The organism is Pseudoduganella sp. R-43 (genome assembly GCF_049913255.1).
Lineage (GTDB): Bacteria > Pseudomonadota > Gammaproteobacteria > Burkholderiales > Burkholderiaceae_D > Rugamonas.
The window spans coordinates 6,047,803-6,067,764 of the sequence record NZ_CP183988.1 but is presented as its reverse complement, the minus strand read 5'-3'; the positions used below and the strand labels follow the sequence as shown (position 1 = coordinate 6,067,764).

Below are 19,962 nucleotides of genomic sequence, written 5' to 3'. Positions count from 1 at the left end.
CTCCTCTTCGCTTCCGAAAAATCGCAAATAATGCAGTCCTTTGAAAAAATGCTATTCGCCCGTGGGCGAAACGTCCCACTGGTTCTTCAAATTGAGGCTGCGGAATGTGGACTGGCCTGTTTGACCATGGTGCTCTCCTATTACCAGCACCGCGTCGATTTGGCGGAAATGCGAGCACGTTTCGCCATCTCCTTAAAAGGAGCATCCCTTGGCCAACTGATTCATATTGCGGAAAAAATGGGGTTGGGGTCACGCCCATTGCGCCTGGAGCTGGAAGACATGGACCAGTTGCAGTTGCCGTGCATCCTGCACTGGAATTTCAATCACTTCGTGGTACTGACCAAGGTCGATCAGCGCGGCATTACAGTCCAGGATCCGTCGTTTGGCGAGCGAAAGCTGACCTTTGCCGAGGTGTCGCGATCATTTACCGGGGTCGCCCTGGAGCTTTGGCCCAAGCCGGAGTTCCAGCCACGAGTCGAAACGCCTCGGGTCCGGTTCCGTGAACTGATAGGCACGACGCGTGGATTCGGCCGTGCCGCTGGCCAAATCCTGCTCCTGGCCGCGGCCCTGGAAGTCTTATCGTTGATCAGCCCATTCTTTACGGGTTGGATTGTCGACTCGGTTATTCCATCCAACGACAAGCCGCTGCTCTACGTCCTCGTACCAGCTTTTGCATTGCTGTTGTTGCTGGAGACCGGTATCAGTACGGCGCGTAGCTGGATGCTGATCTATATGTCCACGTCGATCAGCCTGCAGTGGCGATCGAATATCTTCTCCCACCTGGTCCGGCTGCCCATGCCGTACTTTGAGAAGCGCACCCTGGGCGATGTCATTTCAAGGTTCGACGCTGTCAACCAGATTCAGCGCACGATCACTACCTCATTCCTGGAAGCGCTGCTTGATGGCACGATGGCATTGGTGACACTAATGCTGATGTGCTACTACAGTCCTGCCATGACTGCGGTCAGCATCGCCGTGGTTGCCTTATACGCACTGCTGCGGTGGGCATGGTATTACCCTACCCGTGCCGCCAGCGAGAGGGAAATTAACTGCGGTGCCAAGCAACACACACATTTCCTGGAAACGGTGCGGGGAGTCAAGGCGATCAAACTGTTTTCCAAGCAAGAACAGCGGCGCGCAGCCTGGCTGGCGCTGTCCTCCGACCAGATCAACGCCAATCTTCGGCTGCAAAAACTGAATCTGTATTTCCGTGTGGTGAATGGTCTTGGCTTTGGTCTCGAAAACCTGCTGCTGACTGGCCTCGGCGCGCTGTTCGTCATGGAGGGCCGTTTCAGCGTAGGCATTCTGCTCGCCTTCATGGCGTACAAGACGCAGTTTATCAATCGTACCGCCTCCCTTATCGATAAGACGATGGAATTCAAAATGCTTCAATTGCAGAGCGAACGGCTGGGCGATATTGTATTGACGGCACCCGAAGAAAATGGGCCCGAACATATGGCTGGCGCCACCGACCGCACGGCGCCATCGTTACGGGTGGCCGGCTTACGATTCCGGTATGGCGAACAGGAACCATGGGTGTTGAACGGCGTTAGCTTCGAATTGGCAGCAGGAGAGTCGCTGGCCATCGTCGGCGCATCGGGCTGCGGCAAGAGTACTCTGCTATCTGTCCTGTTGGGAATTCGTCCGCCCCACGAAGGAAGCATTACCATTGGCGGCACCGATATACGGCAGCTCGGCGTCAATGCATTTCGCTCGATGGTCGGTACCGTACTGCAGGATGACGTCCTGTTTGCTGGCTCGATTCAGGACAATATCAGTTTCTTTGACGCCGATGCCGATCCGCTATGGGTTGAGCAGTGTGCCGCGACCGCCTCCGTACTGGACGATATCCGGGCTATGCCGATGGGATTCAATACCTTGGTTGGCGATATGGGTACGGTGTTATCTGGCGGGCAGAAGCAGCGCATCCTTTTGGCGCGTGCCTTGTACAAGCGTCCTCAAATATTGTTCCTGGACGAAGCTACCAGCCACCTTGATGTACCACGCGAAAAGCAGGTGAACGCTGCCATCAGTGCGCTGCGGATAACGCGCATTATTATCGCGCACCGGCTTGAGACCATCGCCTCCGCAGACCGGATTCTGACCATTGAGCACGGCCGGGTCGCGAACGATCAGCCTGCCAGCCATCTACGCAGTGCTTGACTGCATTCCTATACGACAATTGGAGAAGTACTCATGCTGGACTTTGGAATATCGAAACAGACCTTCTTTGACGAACTGCACGAAAAGCGTCCCTTTATTCAGCGTGGCGGTTACGCCGCGCTTGCTGTCGGCTGGGACGAAGTGGATCGCACCCTGTTTGTCGGTGAGAACACCGATGCCAATCTGCGCGTGCACAAGGGGGGGGTCATCGATGAAGCGAAATATACGGAACTTTGTTCCGACCTCGGCGTGGTTCGCAAACGCATCATCAAAGCCGAACTGGCCAAGTTGCTGGAAGACGGTGCCTCGATCATTTACAACCGGATGGAAGGGGTATCCGTACCCATTCGCGATCTGTGCAATCAGGTCGCCCGATTCACCGGCGCGCCCGCAGCGGCAAACGGCTATATTTCTTTTGGTGACAAGGAGACGTTTGGCAACCATTGGGACACGCACGACGTGTTTGCAGTACAGTTGATCGGACGCAAGCGGTGGCTTGTTTATGAACCCACGTTCTCCCTGCCACTGCCTGGTCAAACCAGCCTGCACCATAAAGCCGATTGCCCCGCTACTCCCTTCTTCGATGAGATACTGGAAGCAGGCGATATCCTTTATATTCCGCGCGGATGGTGGCACACTGCAATACCATTGCGGGAAGAGACATTCCACGTTGCCATCGGCGTTCACCCACCAGTCGTCGCGAACTACGTGGAATGGGTGGCCAAGAACGTATTGCCCGACCATTTTTCGTGCCGACACTCAATTCACGCGAATGAGCAATCGCGGCACATCATCGCTGCGGCAAAGGAGACGCTGTTGGAAGTCCTATTTAGTGACGAGACCTTCTCGGCTTACCAAACGCAGCTGGTCCGCAACGAGCGCACGGCAAGTGCTTTCGACATTGCACGTCCCTTCCGGGCAGACGCTTACGACGAGCTGGAACAGAGTCGCTTCATCCTGCACTCGCGCTTCGATGGTCGCGCCATTTTCAAGGCGCGCACGATCAATGGCCGCGCTTCCTTACGCACGCCGCATGGCCAGGCGGTCACGGAATCCATTGCAAATGCCACACAGCCGATCAGCTTCCAGGCGCTGCAGGCTGCACATCCTGCCATTAAACACGAAGCCTTGCTGTGGACACTTAACGACTTGCTGCTGCGCGACATCATTGGCAAACACGCGCGCGCGCCGTTGACGCATGCCGTAGCGCAAGCCCAACCATGATGTCATGGATGAGCTTGCGGCAAGGTATTCGGCGCAGGTGGGCCAGCTTGCTTTGCTTGGCCAGCCTGTTAATTTGCCTGCCTACAGCGGCTGTCGCTGCACAGGCCGACCTGCCGGACATGGCGCGCATCTGGCGCGATGTGCAATACCTTCATCCAGCCTTGGGTGACGGGACAGTCGACTGGGATCAGGCGCTGGTCGATGCGTTGCCGGCAATGCTCGCTGCGCAGGATGACGGCGCGCGCATGCTTGCCATCGAGCGGCTGATGCAACCATTGCATGATTCTGCGTTGCGCATCTGGGATAAGAGCGAGAGCCGGCCGCTCGCCCTCCCGTCGGGCCAAGCTCTGTGGCAAGAGTTGCCGGCTAGCTATTGCCTGCTGCGACTGCATGGCGGCCGCCCGGTGTCGCCGGCGGACTGGGCGAAATTTCTGGCGCATTTGCCAAACGTGCGCGGTCTGGTCATCGATCTGCGTAGCACATCCTGGCAAGTTCCCAACCAAGCTCCCTATCTGGAGCAGCTTGCAGCCCGCGTCATCACGGCGCCGCTGGCCTTGCCAACTGAGCAATACCGGTTTTATGCTGACGCGCTGCCATCCGGCACGGCGGACGACGGCGCTGCTGTCGGCGGCTTGCTGACGATGAATATGCGCTCGGTTACGCCGCAGCCCTCGCAGCGCGGCAAACCCATCGTATTTATAGTCGACAATCTGTTCCCGGTTCCCAAGGTTGCCGTGGCCCTGCAAACAAGGGGCGCGGCACAAATTATTGCAGTGGGACGAATTTTGCCTGCATATGCGGTGCCATTGCAGCACCTGAATATCGGCGAACATATAACGGTTCAGTTTAGCCGCGCCAGATTGGTGACAACTCAGGGAATCATCGGCTTTCGCCCCAATGAGGTCATCTCCGCTGCAGGCGACGGCAATGCCGAGAAGGCACTCGTGCAAGCGGCAATACAAATGCTGAAAAATCACGGCCATTGGCGTCCTGCTCCCGCCCAGCATCCAGCGCCCATAATGGCACGCCAGCACCACCAGGCTGATCAGGCCGAATTCCCCGCGCTGGAGCAACGGCTTCTCGCCGCCATTAAAATGTGGGCCACGATAGATCGCCAATATCCTTATCGGGAGTTACTTGGCGAGGCCTGGAATGACGCTTTGGCCACGTGTCTGCAACAAATGACGATGGTCAGCAACAGCCTTGAGTACGCCCAAGCCTTGGAGACGATGGCAATTCAGATGGGGGACAACCATGTCTGGGTATCGAGCCGGGCACTGAATGCCTTTTATGGAAAGGGAGACCTGGACCTGCGCTTTGCATTGATCGACGGAAAGGTTATCGCCACCGCAGACAGCGTTGGCGGCGATCAAGCAGAATTCATTCGTGCCGGCGATGAGCTCATTGCAATCGATGACCAGCCAATTTCAACGCGAATGGCAATGCTTGCGTCCCGGACTTCAGCTGCCACGGCGGCTGGCATTGAATTTGGCGTTTTGGGCACCTTGCTGCGAGGCCAGCCGGCTTCGGTCGCCAGGCTGAAGCTACTCGGTGCGCGCGGTGAGTATGAAGCCACGCTGGGCCGGAAAGCTGTAACCGCCGAGACGATTCAACGGGCATCCTCACCCGTCTTGCAAAGATTTGAAGGCCGTATCGCCTATGTGGACCTCGACCGCCTGGAACCGGATGCGGTCCCCGCCATGTTCTCGTTCATTGCGGATACGTCGGGCGTAATCTTTGACTTGCGGGGTTATCCGCGCAGTACGGCGTTGGCCATTGCCGCCCGCTTGAACGTCAAGGGCGCCGCCAGCGGCCCCGGGATACACCAGTTTTTCGGCAGTGGCCTGTTACCGTCGACAGCTTTCCGCCTGTATCATCCGCAGCCAATTCGCCGTGCCGACGGCCCGATCTATTCCGGTACGGTCGTGGTCCTGATCGATGCTCGAACCATGAGCCAGGCGGAACATGCCGCGCTCTTGTTTGAGTCGGTGGCGCCTGTCACCTTTATTGGCAGCCCGAGCGTTGGCACGAACGGCGACCTTCGCCTCATGACACTTCCGGGCAAAGTCACTGTAAGCTATTCTGGGATCGGAATCACCCGCGCCAATGGCACTCGTTTGCAACAAATAGGTATTCAACCTCATATCACGGTCCACCCTACTGTTGCGGGACTGCGGGCGCAACAGGATGAAGTGCTTGAGCGTGCATTGCTATTTCTGAAATCCGGCAGATAATGGTTTCGCCTACAGACTGGTTTCAAGTGGCGCAACTTCATTGGGGGCGGGGTACCTACTGCGCAGCTCATTGCTTATGGCTTCGCTGGTGTACACGGCTTTGCTGGCCGTCACATTAGCAGTTTGTTACCCGTTGCAGGTTCATTGAAGGTGGACACGAAGCGCTGAGCGCGGACCGCAAGCAGGGTATCGCCGTTCCGATCGACGGGCTCATGAGGCGCAACTATGGCAAGTACTCGGAGTCGCGGAAAGGCTGGCTCTACGTTGACGAAATGAACCACGCAACTTACCCCATCACGGTCGTACAGCAAAAGAAAGTCGACGGCCAGGAGGCGATGAGCTCTACCTGGTCACCAGCGGCCTCGCCATCGAATCGAAGGATGGCCAGGATTCGTTCGAAGCCTTGAGCGTCGATGCCGGGGGGGGCTGAAGACTACCGCCAATGAAGCCGCCGTGGGCGAACACTTCACCACCACCAGCAACGTGGTCCTGGCGCAGCGCAATGAACAGATCGTCGTGCTGACCGAGTTCACGGCAGCGTTCCAGGTCCTGGGGCCGGCAACTGCAAGGAAACCGAGAGCGCGTATGCCGACTGGGAAAAAACAAGGACGAAAAGAAGACTGCGCCTGCCGAGGGTGAGGGTTCGCCGGAAGCGTCGAGCGAGGAGGCGGACGAGGAGTACGCCATCGTTCCGCGCCGCTGCAACCAACTGTAGTGGTCCTATCGCACCGACCCGGTAAGCGACTCGACGTTCACACCGCTGTATATCACACGCAAGGCGGGCATGCAGGGCGGTGCCCAGGTCCCGGCGAAAACCTGGAAGGTGATGTTCGATCCGAAGAGCTATACCTACCTGCTGCCGGAAGAGTTGAAGAACGTCGGCATGTGAGGCCGCACAGGCCCTTAACGGAACTGGGCCAGGATGCGCGCGAGCGTGCCGTCCCGGGCGGCGGCAGCGATCGCACGGTTGGCTTCTTCCAGGCTGAGATGGCCCTTGCGCGAGACCGCGCAGCGGGTCGTGAAGCTCGCTGCGGTCAGGGGCGGGTGCAGGTTCAGTGGAAAGGCCCGCAGGCGCTGCCGGTATTCGAGGACAGCGCGCGCGATCAGCACATGGTGCACCCGGCCGCGCGCCAGTTTCTCGAGATTGGTTTCCATATTGGGCGAATCGTCCCGTACAAAGCCGGCACCGAGAATCTTTTCGATTTCAGGATGCTGGTAGCGAGGATGGTGCCGATGGCCTGTCCGCGCAGGTCGGCGATGGAATGCGGTTGCGGATGGCGGGCATCGGTGACCAGGACTTCCTCCGCCGTGAACACCGGCTCCGTCCATAGATAGTCTCCTTCGATCCATTCCGGCGTATAGCCGCACAGGATGTCGGCCTCGCCCTGCTGCAAGGCCCTGGCAATGCGCTTGCGCGGCAGCAGCAGGAAGCGCAGCTCGCGCCCCGTGCCGCGGGCCAGCGCCTCTCCCAGCATCTTGTGCACGCCGTCCGCCAGCCGGCCATTGTCGATGCGGGCCATGGGCATGTCGGCCGCCCGGTCGACCAGCACGACCAGTTCGCCGCACCCTGCGCACGGTGCGGACAGCAGCAGGCAACTGAGGACGAGCAGTCGTAACATTTTCATGCTTGGCGGTGGCGAGCGCATGGATTGAGTTGTACAGCATTGTATGCAATGATGGCACGCAAATTGACACGAAGGAACCCATGCTGCTACGCACGCTTTTCTGTCTTTTTCTGCTGACGTTCAGCCAGTTGAGCCACGCACTGCCAAGTGCCACGCCGGCGGCCCAGCCAGAGGCGCCGCTCGCGCGGCTCACCGTCGGCAACCGGACAGTCTTCGTGTTCCGCGCGATGCTGAGCGGCTATCCCCCATATGACCGCGCCGAAGCTGCAGAGAAACGCCTCGAACGCGCGCTTGCGCAAGGCGGTCCGCAGCAGGCCGGCACCCGTTCGATCGCCGAGGGTACGCAAGTCCTGCTGGACGGCTCGCTGCTGTTCCTGGTGTCTCCCGGCGACGTCAACGCCCTGGCGGGTGATACCACCGAGCTGCTGGCGCATGAAAGCGCCGCGCAATTGAACAAAGCTCTGCTGGAACGCCGCGAGCAGCGCAGCCCGGCCTATATCGCGCAAGCGCTGGCCTTGTGCGCCCTGGCCAGCTGCGCGCTGGCCTTGTTCCTGTGGGTGCTGGCGGCACTGCGCCGCCAGGGCCGGCGCCGGCTGGAGGCGATCCTGGGGCGGCGCCTGGCGCAGGTCCGGGTGCGCAACGTCCGCGTGCTCGATGCGGAACACCTGGTCCATTTCATGCGGCTCACCATGGATGTTGCGGCCTGGTTCCTGGGGCTGCTTGCCGCCTACGTCTGGCTGGCCTTTGTGCTGGCGCGGATTCCGTTCGCGCGCAACTGGGGCGAACGCTTGCAGCAATTCTTGCTCGATACCGCCGCTGAAATCGCCGGCAACGTGGCCGATGCGATTCCCGGCCTGCTGCTCGTTGCCGTGATTGTTGTCGTGGCGCGCCTTGCCAGCGCCACGCTGGCCTCTGTTTTCAAGCGCATCGAAAGCGGCGAGCTGCATTTCGGCTGGCTCGATCGCGATACGGCAGTGCCGACGCGCCGCCTGGGCAAGGTGGTGATCTGGCTGTTTGCGCTGGCCATGGCTTACCCCTACCTGCCCGGTTCGCACACGGCGGCCTTCCAGGGGGTGACGGTGCTGGCGGGGCTGATGCTGTCGATCGGCGCCTCCAGCATTGTCGGCCAGGGTGCGGCAGGCCTGATCCTGATGTATACGCGGGCGCTGCGCAAGGGCGACTACGTCAGCATCGGCGACGTGCAGGGCACGGTGGTCGAACCCGGGATCTTCGATACCCGCGTGCGCACCGGCATGGGCGTGGATGTGGCAATGCCGAATGCCTGGGTACTGTCGAATACGATCAAGAATTACTCGCGCGCCGTGCCGGGCGCTTATGTGGTCGATACGAGCGTGACCATCGGGTATGACACGCCCTGGCGCCAGGTCTACGCCATGCTGGAGGAAGCGGCTGCGACCACCGAGGGCATTGCTGCGGAACCGCGGCCGTATGTGATCCAGAGCGCCCTGTCCGATTTCTATATCGAATACAAGCTCGTGGCATGCTCGGTACTGAGCTCGCCCAATAGCCGTGCCGAGCTGCTCAGCCTACTACACCAGCAGGTGGTCGACGTCTTCAATCGCGAAGGCGTCCAGATCATGTCGCCGCACTTCACGCAAGAACCGCAGCAACCGCACATCGTGGCGCCTGCGAGGTCAAAGCCGGCGGCGTGATCCCGCGACAGGCAGCGCTGGCCGGCCTGATTGCAGATAGAAAAACGGTGGTATCATGACCGGCTAATTACATCATATCGTGATATAAAAATGCCGTCTCCACCAGATACCCTGGCCAAGGCCGACTTCATGGCCCTGTCCGAATTCCGCTACCAGATGCGGCGCTTCGAGCGCTTCTCCGAGAACGCGGCCCAGGCCGAAGGCATCACGCCACTGCAGTATTTGCTGCTGTTGCATATCAAGGGCTTTCCCGGCCGCGATTGGGCCACCGTCGGCGAGCTGGCCGAACGGCTGCAGGCGCAGCAGCATGGCGTCGTCGCATTGCTGGGCCGCTGCGAGGCGGCCGGGCTGGTGCAGCGCCGCCCCCATGTGCAAGACCGGCGCCGGGTCGAAGTCCACCTGCTGCCCGCCGGCGAAGAAGTGTTGCTGCGCCTGGCTGCCATCCACCGCGCCGAACTGCAATCGCTGCACGGCGTATTCACCGTTCCCAACCTGCCCGCCACACCATGAAACCGTACGATCCACGCCGCGATTTCAGCGGCGACGCGCGCCTGCTGCAGATTGGCGCCATGGCTGCCTTGATCGGCATGCTGAGCACCGGTACCGCCTGGCTGCTGCTGAAGGCCATTTCGCTGTTCACCAACCTGTTCTTTTTCCAGTCCCTGTCGACCGCGCCGCAAGCGCCGTCCGCCCATGCGCTGGGCGCCTGGGTGATCGTGGTGCCGGTGATTGGCGCACTGGTGATTGGCCTGATCGCCCGCTATGGTTCGGAGCAGATCCGCGGCCACGGCATTCCCGAGGCGATCGAGGCCATCCTGTTCAAGCGCAGTGCGATGTCGCCCAAGGTGGCGGTGCTCAAGCCGCTGGCCTCGGCCATTGCCATCGGCAGTGGGGGGCCGTTCGGCGCCGAGGGGCCGATCATCATGACCGGCGGCGCGGTCGGTTCGCTGTTCGCGCAGCATTTCCATTTGAGCGATGCCGAGCGCAAGACCCTGCTGGTGGCGGGCGCGGTGGCCGGCATGACGGCCGTCTTCGGCACGCCGATCGCGGCGCTGCTGCTGGCGGTTGAACTCTTGCTGTTCGAACTGCGCCCGCGCAGCCTGCTGCCGGTCGCCATTGCCTGCGCCGTGGCCGGTTTCCTGCGGCCGCTGCTGATGGAAGCGGGGCCGCTGTTCCCGCAGCAAAGCCCGCAGCTGCCGCCGGTAGCCTTGCTGTCCTGCGCCGTGGCCGGAGTGCTGTGCGGCGCCATGGCGTGGCTGCTGTCGACCGCGCTGTACCGCATTGAAGACGGCTTCCACAAGCTGCCGCTGCACTGGATGTGGTGGCCGGCGCTGGGCGCCGTGGCGATCGGCATCGGCGGCTATTTCCAGCCGCGCGCGCTGGGCGTCGGCTATGACGTGATCGGCGACCTGCTGCAAAACCACCTGGCCGCCGGCGTGGTGGCGACGCTGCTGGCCGCCAAGGCCGTGATGTGGCTGATCGCGCTCGGCTCGGGCACGTCGGGCGGCGTGCTGGCGCCCTTGCTGATGCTGGGCGCCGGCGTGGGAACGCTGCTGGCGCCCTACCTGCCGGGTGGCTCGCCAGCGGTCTGGCCGCTGGTGTTCATGGCAGCCACCCTTGGCGGCATGATGCGCGCACCGATCATGGCCACCGTCTTTGCCTATGAGCTGACGCACGATGCGAATGCGCTGCTGCCGGTGCTGGCAGCCTCGGTGGTGGCCTATGGCTTCACCGTCATCACCATGCACCGTTCGATCCTGACCGAGAAGATCGCTCGCCGCGGCCACCATATCTACCGCGAATACGGCATCGATCCGCTGGAGCGGCATAGCGTGGAGGAGGTGATGACGGCCGCCCCGGTGTCGATCGACGCGGATGCGCGCGTTGCCGACGTGCTGGCGTCCCACTTCGGCGCGGCGCAGCGCCACCGCGCCTATCCGGTCACCAGCAATGGCGCGGTGCTGGGCATGCTTGATCGCGCGACCCTGGTGCAGGCCAGCCACGCCGTGCACGTGCGCGAGCTGTATGGCGTGAACGCCCCGATTGTGGCGCTGCGCGGCGAAACTTGCCGCACGGTGGCGGTGCGCCTGGCGGTGCACGGACTGGAGCGCTTGCCGGTGGTGGCCGATGCCGGCAGCCGCCAGTTGGTGGGCGTGATCAGCCGCAGCGACCTGGTCAAGTCCTCGCTTTCGCTCGACAACGAGGAGCACCGGCGCCACCGCTTCCGGCGCTTGCGCTTGCCCAGGTCAGCGGGTGGGTGAGGGCGCTGGCCGCCAGTTGGCATACTTGCGGTCGATCGCAGTCGAGGTACCGTCTTTCACCATTTCCGCCATGGCCGCCGACATGGCGGCAACCTGCGCGTCCGGCACCGCCTTGTTGCAGGCCAGGTAGGCGCGCGAGGTGTGGAAGGTCAGCAGGGGCACGATCTTGCCGAGCAGGCCTTCCTGCGCCAGCACGCCGTTGGCCAGCTGGTGGCTGGTCGCCCACAGGTCAATACGGCCTCCCAGCAGCTTGCGCGGGTTGGAAAAATTGTCGGGCGCAATATCCACCTTGAAGCCGCGGTCCAGCAGGAACTGGGCGCGCACGTCGCCGTTGTAGCCGCCAATGCGCAGGTGCCTGGCGTCATCCAGCGTGGCGAGCCGGAACGGCGGGTTGGCCAGGCCGTACAGCGTCCAGTCCACTTCGCGCAGCGGCCCAACCCATTTGAACAGGGCTTCCCGCTCCGGCGTGCGGGAGGTGGAGAATACGCAGGAAGCCGGCGTGCGCAGCGCCAGTTCGTAGGCGCGGCGCCACGCCATGATCTCGATGGTGTAGCTGATGCCGGCGCGCGCCATGATTTCCTTCACCTTGTCCGGCGAGATGCCGACGATCCGTTCGCCATCGCGCATGATGTCGGGCGGCGTGTACTCGGTAAACAGCTGGAGCGAGCCGGCCGACGCCGCCAAAGGCAGCGCCAGGAACGATGCGGCAAGGTGCAGCTTGGGAGCCATGATCAGCCAATCATGTGCGTCTTGAGGCGCGAAGTCAATCAAACTGACAGGCCCGACTTGTGTCCTCCAATAATTGCTGGTACAACATTACTAGTAGCGCAAATCCAACAATTAATCAGCAACTGGAGAACCACATGAAACGACGCGCCCTCATCACCGCAATGGCATGCCTGCCCCTGTTCGGCGCCGGCCTCGCGCAGGCACAGAGCTACCCAACCAAGCCGATCACCCTGATCGTGCCGTTCGCAGCCGGCGGACCGACCGACACCGTGGCGCGCCTGCTGGCGCAGTCCATGGGCACCAAGCTGAAACAGCAGATCGTTGTGGAAAACGTCGGCGGCGCCGGCGGCACCATTGGCGCGGCGCGCGCCGCCAAGGCGGCTCCGGACGGCTACACCATCTTCCTGCACCACATCGGCCATTCCACCGCGCCGGCCCTGTACCGCAAGCTGAGCTACAACGCCATCGACAGCTTCGAGCCGATCGGCCTGGTGACCGACGTGCCAATGACCCTGGTGGCGCGCAAGGACTTCCCGGCCAAGGATTTCAAGGAATTCCTGGCTTATGTAAAAGCTAACAAGGCCAAGGTGACTTACGCAAACGCCGGCCTCGGTTCGGCGTCCCACCTGTGCGGCATGCTGTTCATGTCCGCCATCCAGACCGACCTGACCACCGTGCCATACAAGGGCACCGGCCCGGCCATGAACGACCTGCTGGGCGGCCAGGTGGACTTCATGTGCGACCAGACCACCAACACCACCAGCCAGATCAAGAGCGGCAAGGTGAAGGTCTACGGCGTCACCACCAAGACCCGCGTGCCGTCGATGCCGGACGTGCCGACCCTGAACGAAGCCGGCGTTCCTGGCTTTGAAGTGGCGGTGTGGCACGGCATGTACGCACCGAAAGGCACGCCGAAGCCAGTGATCGACACCCTGGTTGGCGCCCTGCAGGTGGCGCTGAAGGATCCGGCCGTCAAGCAGCGCTTCGCCGACCTCGGCACCGAGCCGGTGGAAACCAAGCGCGCCACGCCGGAAGCCTTGCGTGCGCACCTGAAGGCTGATATCGACCGTTGGGGCCCGATCATCAGCAAAGCTGGTGTTTACGCCGACTAAGCGCCGGCCAAGGAGTCTCTGATGTCTTCCGCAATTCGTCACCCGAAGGATTTCTGGATCGGGGTGATCTTCATCGCCATTGGGCTGGGCGCCGTGTTCACGCGCGGCGACCTGAACATGGGCACTTCCTTCCGCATGGGGCCGGCCTTCTTCCCGGTCGTGCTGGGCATCCTGCTGGCCGTGATCGGCGCGGCGGGGGTGCTGCGTTCCTTCTTCCGCCACGGCGAACCGATGGAAAAGCTGCACCTCAAGCCGCTGGCCCTGGTTACGCTGGCCGTGGTGCTGTTCGGCGTCCTGATGCGCGGCGCCGGCCTGGTGCCGGCGGCAGCCGTGCTGGTGCTGGTCAGCGCGTATGCCAGCCCCAAGTTCCGCTGGAAAGAAGTGGCACTGCTGGCCATCGGCCTGGCGGCCTTCGCCTATGTGCTGTTCATTAAATTGTTGGGATTGCCGATACCTGCGCTCGGCCCCTGGCTCGGTTTCTAGGGAGCGGGCATGGAAATTTTAAGCAACCTGGGTCTGGGCTTTGAAACCGCCTTCACCCTGACCAACCTGATGTACTGCCTGATGGGCGTCTTCATCGGCACTGCCGTCGGTGTGCTGCCGGGCCTGGGCCCGATCGCCACCATCGCCATGCTGCTGCCGGCCACCTTCGGCCTGCCGCCGGTGGCGGCGCTGATCATGCTGGCCGGTATTTATTATGGCGCCCAGTATGGCGGCTCCACCACGGCCATCCTGGTCAACCTGCCGGGCGAGTCATCCTCCGTGGTGACCGCCATCGACGGTTACCAGATGGCGCGCAAGGGACATGCCGGCAAGGCGCTGGCAACGGCGGCCCTGGGCTCCTTCTTCGCGGGCACGGTGGCCACCGTGGTGGTGGCGTGCTTTGCGCCGCCGCTGGCCGACCTGGCGCTGAAGTTCGGCCCGGCCGACTACTTCTCGCTGATGGTGCTGGGCCTGGTGGCGGCTGTGGTGCTGGCCAGCGGTTCCTTGCTGAACGCGATCGGCATGGTGATCCTGGGCCTGCTCCTGGGCATGATCGGCACAGACGTCAACTCGGGCCAGCAACGTTACACCTACGACATGCCGGAACTGGCTGAAGGCATTTCTTTCGTAATCGTGGCCATGGGCATGTTCGGCATCGGCGAGATCGTGCGCAACCTGGAGCATGATGAAGAGCGTCACATCCTGATGAAGAAAGTGTCGGGGCTGATGCTGGACAAGGAAGACTTCAAGCGCATCCTGGCGCCGGTCTTGCGCGGCACCTTCCTCGGTTCGGCGCTGGGCATCCTGCCGGGCGGCGGCGCGATGCTGGCTTCCTTCGCTTCCTACTCGCTCGAGAAAAAGGTGTCGCCGAACGCAAAAGAGTTCGGCAAGGGCGCCATCGAAGGCGTGGCGGCGCCGGAATCGGCCAACAACGCGGGCGCACAGACTTCCTTCATCCCGATGCTGACGCTGGGCATCCCGTCCAACCCGGTGATGGCACTGATGATCGGCGCCATGATCATCCAGGGCATTACCCCGGGACCGGCGGTGATGACGGAGAAGCCCGATCTGTTCTGGGGCCTGATCGTGTCGATGTGGTTCGGCAACCTGTTCCTGGTGGTGCTGAACCTGCCGATGATCGGCCTGTGGGTGAAGATGATCACCGTGCCTTACCACCGCCTGTTCCCGGCCATCCTGATGTTCTGTGCGATTGGCGTGTTCAGCCTGAATAACGCCCAGTTCGACGTCTGGCTGATGGCGCTGTTCGGCGTGTTCGGCTATATCTGCGCCAAGCTCGATGCCGAGCCGGCGCCGATGCTGCTCGGCTTCATCATCGGGCCGATGCTGGAAGAGTACCTGCGGCGCGCCATGACGCTGTCGCATGGCGACCCGATGGTATTCCTCAACCGTCCGATCAGTGCCACCTTGCTGGCGCTGGCAGTGCTGGCGCTGGCGGTGGTGCTGTCGCCTTCCTTGCGCAAGAAGCGGGAAGAAGCCTTCCACGAGGAGTAATAAACTGACAACGCCCGGCACGCCGGGCGTTGTTTCGTTGTGGGTCGACAACGGTGACAAGCGTGAGTATCCCCGCAGGGCGCTGTCTATACTGAAAATTCTCAGTGGCAACAATCCATACAGGAGCTCACCCAAATGAACAGCCCGGTCAGGTTATACGCTGGACGAGGTGCAGGGCCGCCACCACGCGATGTTTTGCGACAGCGCGTTCGTGGCCAGCGAAGCATACAAGCAATTCTGGGAACGCCTGCGCGGCGGCCATTTCGAGCACGGCGAGTACAAGCGCCTTGGCAAGGGCGGGCGTGAAATCTGGATCAACGCTTCCTACAACCCGGTGTTCGACGCCGACGGCAAGCCTTATAAAGTAATCAAGTTCGCCACCGACATCACGGCCACCAAGCTGCGCAACGCAGAGTATGAGGGCAAGGTCAGCGCGATGGACAAGGCGCAGGCCATGATCGAATTCGACATGGGCGGCCATGTGCTCACCGCCAACAGCAACTTCCTCGATGCGATGGGCTATACGCTGGACGACATCAAGGGCGAACACCACCGCATGTTCTGCGAGAGCGACTACGCGGCCAGCGTCGACTACAAGCGCTTCTGGCAAAAATTGAACCGCGGCGAATTCGACGGCGGCCGCTACAAGCGCGTCGGCAATGGCGGCAAGACGATCTGGATCCAGGCTACCTACAATCCGATCCTGGACATGAACGGCACGCCTTTCAAAATCGTCAAGTTCGCCAACGACATCACGGAGCAGGTGCTGATGGAGCAGGGCATCAAGGACAAGGCAGCCAGCGACGCCGCCAGGATCGAGCGCCTGCTCGATGCGGTGGCGCGCGCGGCCAAGGGCGACCTGACGGCCGAGGTGCCGCTGGCCGGCGACGAGCCGCTCGACCAGCTGGGCGCAGGGATCGGCAAGATGATGGGCGACTTGCGCGGCGTGATCGGCCAGGTAGTGATGTCGGCCACCGCCTTCGCCGACGATGCCGAGGAGATCGCCAACCGTGCCGGCGTAGTGGCTGGCGGTTCGCAGGAGCTGGGTGCGACAGTCGAGGAGATGAACGCCACGGTCGACGGCCTGACCCGTTCGATCGATGCGATTGCCACCAGCACCGGCCAGGCCAACGAACTGGCCAAGTCGACCCAGGACGAAGCCGAGGCGGGCGCCAAGGCGGTGGCGCGCTCGATCGAGGCGATGGACCTGATCAATCGTTCGTCGGAAGACATCGGCGAGATCGTCAAGGTGATCAGCGATATTGCCAATCAGACCAATATGCTGGCCTTCAACGCGGCCATCGAAGCGGCGCGCGCCGGTGAACATGGCCTGGGCTTCTCGGTGGTGGCGGACGAGGTGCGCAAGCTGGCCGAGCGTTCCTCGCAGGCGACCAAGGAGATTTCCAAGCTGATCAGCGAGTCGGTCAAGCGGGTCAATACCGGCACCGCCATCTCGCACCAGGCCAGCGAAGCCTTCGACCGCATCGTCAAGGGCGTCGGCAAGACCAGCGAAGCCATTGCCGAAATCTCGCACGAAGCCCGTGAGCAACTGTTGTCGGCGCGCGAGGTCAGCGTGGCCATCAACCATATCGCCGAAGCGGCCGAGCAGTCCGCCGGCAGCTGCGACAGCATTGCCTCGTCGACCGCCAGCCTGAATTCGCGCGCCGGGGAATTGAACAAGCTGGTCGCCGGTTTCGTGGTGTAAGCCGTGGAAGCCTCGCGTGTGGTGTCGGCGGCGCCGCAGGCGGACGCCGCGGCGGCGGTCGAACTGTTTGGGTCTTTCATGCTGGGCGGCAGCGAGTTCGCCTTGCCCGCACTGTGCATCCGGGAAGTGGTCAACTTTCCCGATCGCATGACCAGCGTGCCGCTCGCGCCATCTTATCTGGAAGGCATGTTCACGCTGCGCGGCAGCGTGATCCCGGTGGTCAACCTGGGCCGCCTGTCCGATCCGTCGGCGCCTGCGGCCGCAGCTTCGGACAAGATCGCCATCATCGACTACCAAGAAGCGCAGGTCGGCCTGCTGGTGCACGCCACCGGCGAAATCCTGCGCGTGCGGCCCGAACAACGCAGCCGGTTGCGTTATGCGGAGGGATCGACACAAGGGGTAGTAGCCGGCACCATCTTGCTGGAAGACGGCCTGCGCCTGGTCCAGGTGCTCGACATCGACCGCCTGGTGCATATCGAGAACGTGCCGCAGGTGCAATCGATGCGCGCCGCCGGCGCCGAATCGCGGCGCCAGATGCGGGTGGTCGGCGAGCGCCGCCACGCGATCAGCTTCCGTGCCGCCGGCGCCCGGTTCGCGATGGAGATGAAGGCGATCCAGGAAATCGTTCGCGTGCCCGAACTGGCCGCGTCCATCCTGGCCAGTCCCCTGTGCCGCGGCCGCATGCTGTTCCGCGGGCTGCAGGTGCCGGTGGTGGACTTTGCCGCGCTGGCCGGCGGCCTGCCCGCGCAAGCCGATGCCGAACAGCGCATCCTGGTCGCCCGCATCGGCGAGGCGACGATCGGATTCCTGGTCGACGAAGTGGAAAGCATCCTGCATTTCACCAGCGATGAAGTGCTGCCGATCCCTTTGCTGAGCAAGGAGCGCTGTGCGATGTTTGCCGGTTGCGTGGCGCGGCCCGGTGAAGAGGACGTGATCCTGCTGGACCACGCGGGCACCTTCTCGCGCAGCGAGATCGGCGAGATGGACCTGGGCCATCGCCGGCTGTATCCAGCCGACCAGGGCGGGGCGGCGGCAGCCAGCCAGCGCGCCGGACGCAAGGTCTACTTGAGCTTCCGGGTGGGCGAGCTGTTCGCGCTGGAGCTGAAGCAAGTACGCGAGATCATCGACCACGGCGGCGACATCAGCCACCCGCCCGGCATGCCCGACTGCCTGTGCGGGGTGCTGAACCTGCGCCAACAGCTCATCAGCCTGGTCGACTTGCGCCGCCTGTACGGGATGGACGCCGGCGAAGATGCAGGCAAGGTGCTGGTGATCGAGCGCGAAGAAGGGCGTTACGGCCTGGTAGTCGACTAGGTGGCCGACATCGTCACGGTCGATGACGGCAAGCGCTTCGCTGCACCGTCGCTGATGAAGGCCTCGGCGGCGCTGCAAGGACTGTCAGCCGAATCGCATGAGGTGGTGGAGTTGCCGCAAACAGATGGCAGCACGCACAGCACCTGTTTGCTTGATCTCGAACGCGTGATGCAGCGAATTTTGCATGTCGCGTAATCGCGACGAAAAAAAATTTTCAAACGCCGTCATCAGTCGTCCCGGTCTCGCGCCCAAACGCAGGCCGGGGCGCTTCACTTTTTATACAGCCTTTACCTAAAGGCGTTATGCGAAGGTGGTCGACCATGCGATGGTCGATCGAAGCGCGTGAGCGGCGCGCGATGCGCGTTTCAATGTGCGCGAACTCGCAGATCGGCGCAAAAAAAGAAGAAGAAAATCATTCGTGCTGGTTGCGCATCGACAAGCTTTCGTGTACTTTGCGAACTTGAAATCGCGTGAATTTGCAAGCACTGTTTTTTCGGGTGTGTTGTTACCGCAAAAATCGAAAAATAATGGGAACCAAAAACGCATAAGTATGCTTAAAGACCACACGACGACAGCGAAGCCGCTCTCCTGATCACTCGATCAGGCCGGGCGGTTTTTTCTTTGAACGCTGGTCGTACCAAGTGGCCCGGCGAAGGGTCGAGGAGCTGAGTTGACGCCCCACCCGCGCAATCGTCGCGACAAAGAATTTGAGTCCTGCGCTGCCAAGCACCGGCGCAGGAATCGATGGCTGAAGCGCTGCACTTGTGAGGAGGTGCAGCAGTTCAGCTGGGTGCCGAATTCATTAGCGCAAACCGCAACCCTGTTTGTGCCGATGAATAATTCGCCTGGTCCAGCGCAGGGCCGGACGGGTTTTAAATTTGTGCGTGAATTTTTCCCATCCCAGATGAAGGAGAACTAAAAATGGCAACCGCCGCTAAGAAGAAACCAGCAGCCGCTAAAGCAGCTGCTCCAGCAAAGAAAGCTGCCGCCAAGCCGGCCGCTAAAGCCGCAGCTAAGCCAGCTGCTAAACCAGCTGCCAAGAAAGCCGCTGCCAAGCCAGCCGCTAAACCAGCAGCCAAGAAAGCCGCCGCCAAGCCAGCTGCAAAACCAGCAGCCAAGAAAGCAGCAGCTAAGCCAGTAGCGAAGAAAGCCGCTGCTAAGCCAGCAGCAAAACCAGCAGCGAAGAAAGCAGCAGCCAAGCCAGCAGCCAAGAAGACTGTAGCTAAAGCAGCAGCAAAACCAGCAGCCAAGAAAGCCGCCGCTAAACCAGCAGCTAAAAAAGCCGTTGCCAAGAAAGTAGCAGCTAAGCCAGCTGCCAAGAAAGCTGCAGCGAAACCAGCAGCCAAGAAGACCGTAGCTAAAGCCGCTGCCAAGCCAGCCGCCAAGAAAGCTGCTGCCAAGCCAGCTGCCAAGAAAGCTGCTGCCAAGCCAGCCGCCAAGAAAGCTGCTGCGAAACCAGCTGCCAAGAAAGCCGCTGCCAAGCCTGCTGCCAAGAAGGCCGCTCCTAAAGCTGCTGCCAAGCCAGCCGCCAAGAAGCCAGCTGCCAAGAAAGCTGCTGCCAAGCCAGCTGCTAAAAAAGCCGCTCCTAAAGCCGCCGCAAAACCAGCTGCCAAGCCTGCAGCTAAAAAGGCCGCCCCAAAAAAAGCCTCGGCTAAGCCAGCAGCCAAGCCAGCTGTTGCGCCAGTAGCCGTAGCACCGGCTGCAGCTCCGGCTGCTAAACCAGCTGCCCCTAAAAAGGCCGCTCCTAAGAAACCAGCTGCTCCTAAGAAGGAAGCTGTGAAGCCAGCCGCCGCACCAGCACCCGCTGCTGCAGCCCCAGCTCCAGCCGCCGCTCCGGCAGCAAAAACCGTGATCGCCCCGGCAGCCGCATGGCCGTTCCCGACCAGCACCCGTCCTTCCTAAGCCGTTAAACGCTTGGTGCCGGATG

General features: G+C 61.9%; 18 protein-coding genes. 14 read left to right on the top strand and 4 right to left on the bottom strand.

From position 1 onward, the window contains the following. Window positions 1-30 precede the first annotated feature (30 nt). The 4 genes from ACN9M3_RS27705 to ACN9M3_RS27690 all read left to right on the top strand — a co-directional run bounded on the left by ACN9M3_RS27705 (window position 31) and on the right by ACN9M3_RS27690 (window position 6,260). The gene (locus tag ACN9M3_RS27705; RefSeq protein WP_426319270.1) at window positions 31-2,163 is read left to right on the top strand and encodes a peptidase domain-containing ABC transporter; all 2,133 of its coding nucleotides are present in this window, start codon (window positions 31-33) and stop codon (window positions 2,161-2,163) included. 33 nt (window positions 2,164-2,196) lie between these two features. Further along, a complete protein-coding gene (locus tag ACN9M3_RS27700) occupies window positions 2,197-3,387 on the top strand; it encodes a JmjC domain-containing protein (protein ID WP_426319269.1) in 1,191 nt (396 codons plus the stop codon). 56 nt (window positions 3,388-3,443) lie between these two features. After that, the gene (locus ACN9M3_RS27695; RefSeq protein WP_426164882.1) at window positions 3,444-5,621 is read left to right on the top strand and encodes a S41 family peptidase; all 2,178 of its coding nucleotides are present in this window, start codon (window positions 3,444-3,446) and stop codon (window positions 5,619-5,621) included. A 453-nt stretch (window positions 5,622-6,074) separates the two neighbouring features. Next, window positions 6,075-6,260, top strand: a complete 186-nt coding sequence (locus ACN9M3_RS27690) for a hypothetical protein (RefSeq protein ID WP_426319268.1) — start codon at window positions 6,075-6,077, stop codon at window positions 6,258-6,260. A gap of 264 nt (window positions 6,261-6,524) precedes the next feature. On the opposite strand, the gene ACN9M3_RS27685 is transcribed toward ACN9M3_RS27690, so the two are convergent. Together ACN9M3_RS27685 and ACN9M3_RS27680 are read right to left on the bottom strand one after the other, a co-directional pair. Then, window positions 6,525-6,776: a hypothetical protein gene (locus ACN9M3_RS27685; protein WP_426319267.1), complete on the bottom strand. Its 252-nt coding sequence runs from the start codon at window positions 6,774-6,776 to the stop codon at window positions 6,525-6,527. Beyond that, window positions 6,725-7,240 carry a substrate-binding periplasmic protein gene (locus ACN9M3_RS27680; RefSeq protein WP_426319266.1) on the bottom strand — a complete coding sequence of 172 codons (516 nt, stop codon included), beginning with the start codon at window positions 7,238-7,240 and terminating at the stop codon, window positions 6,725-6,727. Before ACN9M3_RS27680 ends, ACN9M3_RS27685 begins: the two co-directional genes overlap by 52 nt. 86 nt (window positions 7,241-7,326) lie before the next feature. On the opposite strand from ACN9M3_RS27680, the gene ACN9M3_RS27675 reads away from it, so the two are divergent. The 3 genes from ACN9M3_RS27675 to ACN9M3_RS27665 all read left to right on the top strand — a co-directional run bounded on the left by ACN9M3_RS27675 (window position 7,327) and on the right by ACN9M3_RS27665 (window position 11,180). Continuing rightward, window positions 7,327-8,919: a mechanosensitive ion channel family protein gene (locus ACN9M3_RS27675; protein WP_426319265.1), complete on the top strand. Its 1,593-nt coding sequence runs from the start codon at window positions 7,327-7,329 to the stop codon at window positions 8,917-8,919. Between the two features lie 90 nt (window positions 8,920-9,009). Continuing rightward, window positions 9,010-9,429, top strand: a complete 420-nt coding sequence (locus ACN9M3_RS27670) for a MarR family winged helix-turn-helix transcriptional regulator (RefSeq protein WP_426319264.1) — start codon at window positions 9,010-9,012, stop codon at window positions 9,427-9,429. Further along, window positions 9,426-11,180, top strand: a complete 1,755-nt coding sequence (locus ACN9M3_RS27665) for a chloride channel protein (RefSeq protein WP_426319263.1) — start codon at window positions 9,426-9,428, stop codon at window positions 11,178-11,180. The genes ACN9M3_RS27670 and ACN9M3_RS27665 overlap by 4 nt, the downstream gene beginning before the upstream one ends. Here ACN9M3_RS27665 and ACN9M3_RS27660 read toward each other — a convergent pair. Then, window positions 11,166-11,909, bottom strand: a complete 744-nt coding sequence (locus tag ACN9M3_RS27660) for a substrate-binding periplasmic protein (protein WP_426319262.1) — start codon at window positions 11,907-11,909, stop codon at window positions 11,166-11,168. The genes ACN9M3_RS27665 and ACN9M3_RS27660 overlap by 15 nt on opposite strands. 134 nt (window positions 11,910-12,043) lie before the next feature. Between ACN9M3_RS27660 and ACN9M3_RS27655 the strand changes: the two genes are divergently transcribed. From ACN9M3_RS27655 to ACN9M3_RS27630, 6 genes are all read left to right on the top strand, one after another. Further along, window positions 12,044-13,021: a tripartite tricarboxylate transporter substrate binding protein BugD gene (locus tag ACN9M3_RS27655; protein ID WP_426164868.1), complete on the top strand. Its 978-nt coding sequence runs from the start codon at window positions 12,044-12,046 to the stop codon at window positions 13,019-13,021. A 21-nt stretch (window positions 13,022-13,042) separates the two neighbouring features. After that, the gene (locus ACN9M3_RS27650; protein ID WP_426164866.1) at window positions 13,043-13,504 is read left to right on the top strand and encodes a tripartite tricarboxylate transporter TctB family protein; all 462 of its coding nucleotides are present in this window, start codon (window positions 13,043-13,045) and stop codon (window positions 13,502-13,504) included. Window positions 13,505-13,513: 9 nt separating this feature from the next. After that, on the top strand, window positions 13,514-15,016 hold the full coding sequence (locus ACN9M3_RS27645; RefSeq protein WP_426319261.1) for a tripartite tricarboxylate transporter permease: 1,503 nt from the start codon (window positions 13,514-13,516) through the stop codon (window positions 15,014-15,016). Between the two features lie 160 nt (window positions 15,017-15,176). Next, window positions 15,177-16,721 (top strand): methyl-accepting chemotaxis protein, encoded by a 1,545-nt coding sequence (locus tag ACN9M3_RS27640; RefSeq protein WP_426323868.1) that lies wholly within the window; start codon window positions 15,177-15,179, stop codon window positions 16,719-16,721. Window positions 16,722-16,724: 3 nt separating this feature from the next. Beyond that, window positions 16,725-18,035, top strand: a complete 1,311-nt coding sequence (locus ACN9M3_RS27635; protein WP_426319260.1) for a chemotaxis protein CheW — start codon at window positions 16,725-16,727, stop codon at window positions 18,033-18,035. Continuing rightward, window positions 18,036-18,230: a hypothetical protein gene (locus tag ACN9M3_RS27630; RefSeq protein WP_426319259.1), complete on the top strand. Its 195-nt coding sequence runs from the start codon at window positions 18,036-18,038 to the stop codon at window positions 18,228-18,230. A 677-nt stretch (window positions 18,231-18,907) separates the two neighbouring features. Here ACN9M3_RS27630 and ACN9M3_RS27625 read toward each other — a convergent pair. Further along, a complete protein-coding gene (locus ACN9M3_RS27625) occupies window positions 18,908-19,702 on the bottom strand; it encodes a hypothetical protein (protein ID WP_426319258.1) in 795 nt (264 codons plus the stop codon). 109 nt (window positions 19,703-19,811) lie between these two features. Between ACN9M3_RS27625 and ACN9M3_RS27620 the strand changes: the two genes are divergently transcribed. After that, entirely contained in the window at window positions 19,812-19,937 is a 126-nt protein-coding gene (locus tag ACN9M3_RS27620) for a hypothetical protein (RefSeq protein ID WP_260115156.1), read from the top strand. The last annotated feature ends 25 nt before the right edge of the window (window positions 19,938-19,962 follow it).

Coding starts and splice junctions, on each gene's coding strand:
- ACN9M3_RS27705 (WP_426319270.1), top strand. CDS start 31: ATGCAGTCCTTTGAAAAAATGCTATTCGCCCGTGGGCGAAACGTCCCA.
- ACN9M3_RS27700 (WP_426319269.1), top strand. CDS start 2,197: ATGCTGGACTTTGGAATATCGAAACAGACCTTCTTTGACGAACTGCAC.
- ACN9M3_RS27685 (WP_426319267.1), bottom strand. CDS start 6,776: ATGGAAACCAATCTCGAGAAACTGGCGCGCGGCCGGGTGCACCATGTG.
- ACN9M3_RS27680 (WP_426319266.1), bottom strand. CDS start 7,240: ATGTTACGACTGCTCGTCCTCAGTTGCCTGCTGCTGTCCGCACCGTGC.
- ACN9M3_RS27675 (WP_426319265.1), top strand. CDS start 7,327: ATGCTGCTACGCACGCTTTTCTGTCTTTTTCTGCTGACGTTCAGCCAG.
- ACN9M3_RS27670 (WP_426319264.1), top strand. CDS start 9,010: ATGCCGTCTCCACCAGATACCCTGGCCAAGGCCGACTTCATGGCCCTG.
- ACN9M3_RS27665 (WP_426319263.1), top strand. CDS start 9,426: ATGAAACCGTACGATCCACGCCGCGATTTCAGCGGCGACGCGCGCCTG.
- ACN9M3_RS27660 (WP_426319262.1), bottom strand. CDS start 11,909: ATGGCTCCCAAGCTGCACCTTGCCGCATCGTTCCTGGCGCTGCCTTTG.
- ACN9M3_RS27655 (WP_426164868.1), top strand. CDS start 12,044: ATGAAACGACGCGCCCTCATCACCGCAATGGCATGCCTGCCCCTGTTC.
- ACN9M3_RS27650 (WP_426164866.1), top strand. CDS start 13,043: ATGTCTTCCGCAATTCGTCACCCGAAGGATTTCTGGATCGGGGTGATC.
- ACN9M3_RS27645 (WP_426319261.1), top strand. CDS start 13,514: ATGGAAATTTTAAGCAACCTGGGTCTGGGCTTTGAAACCGCCTTCACC.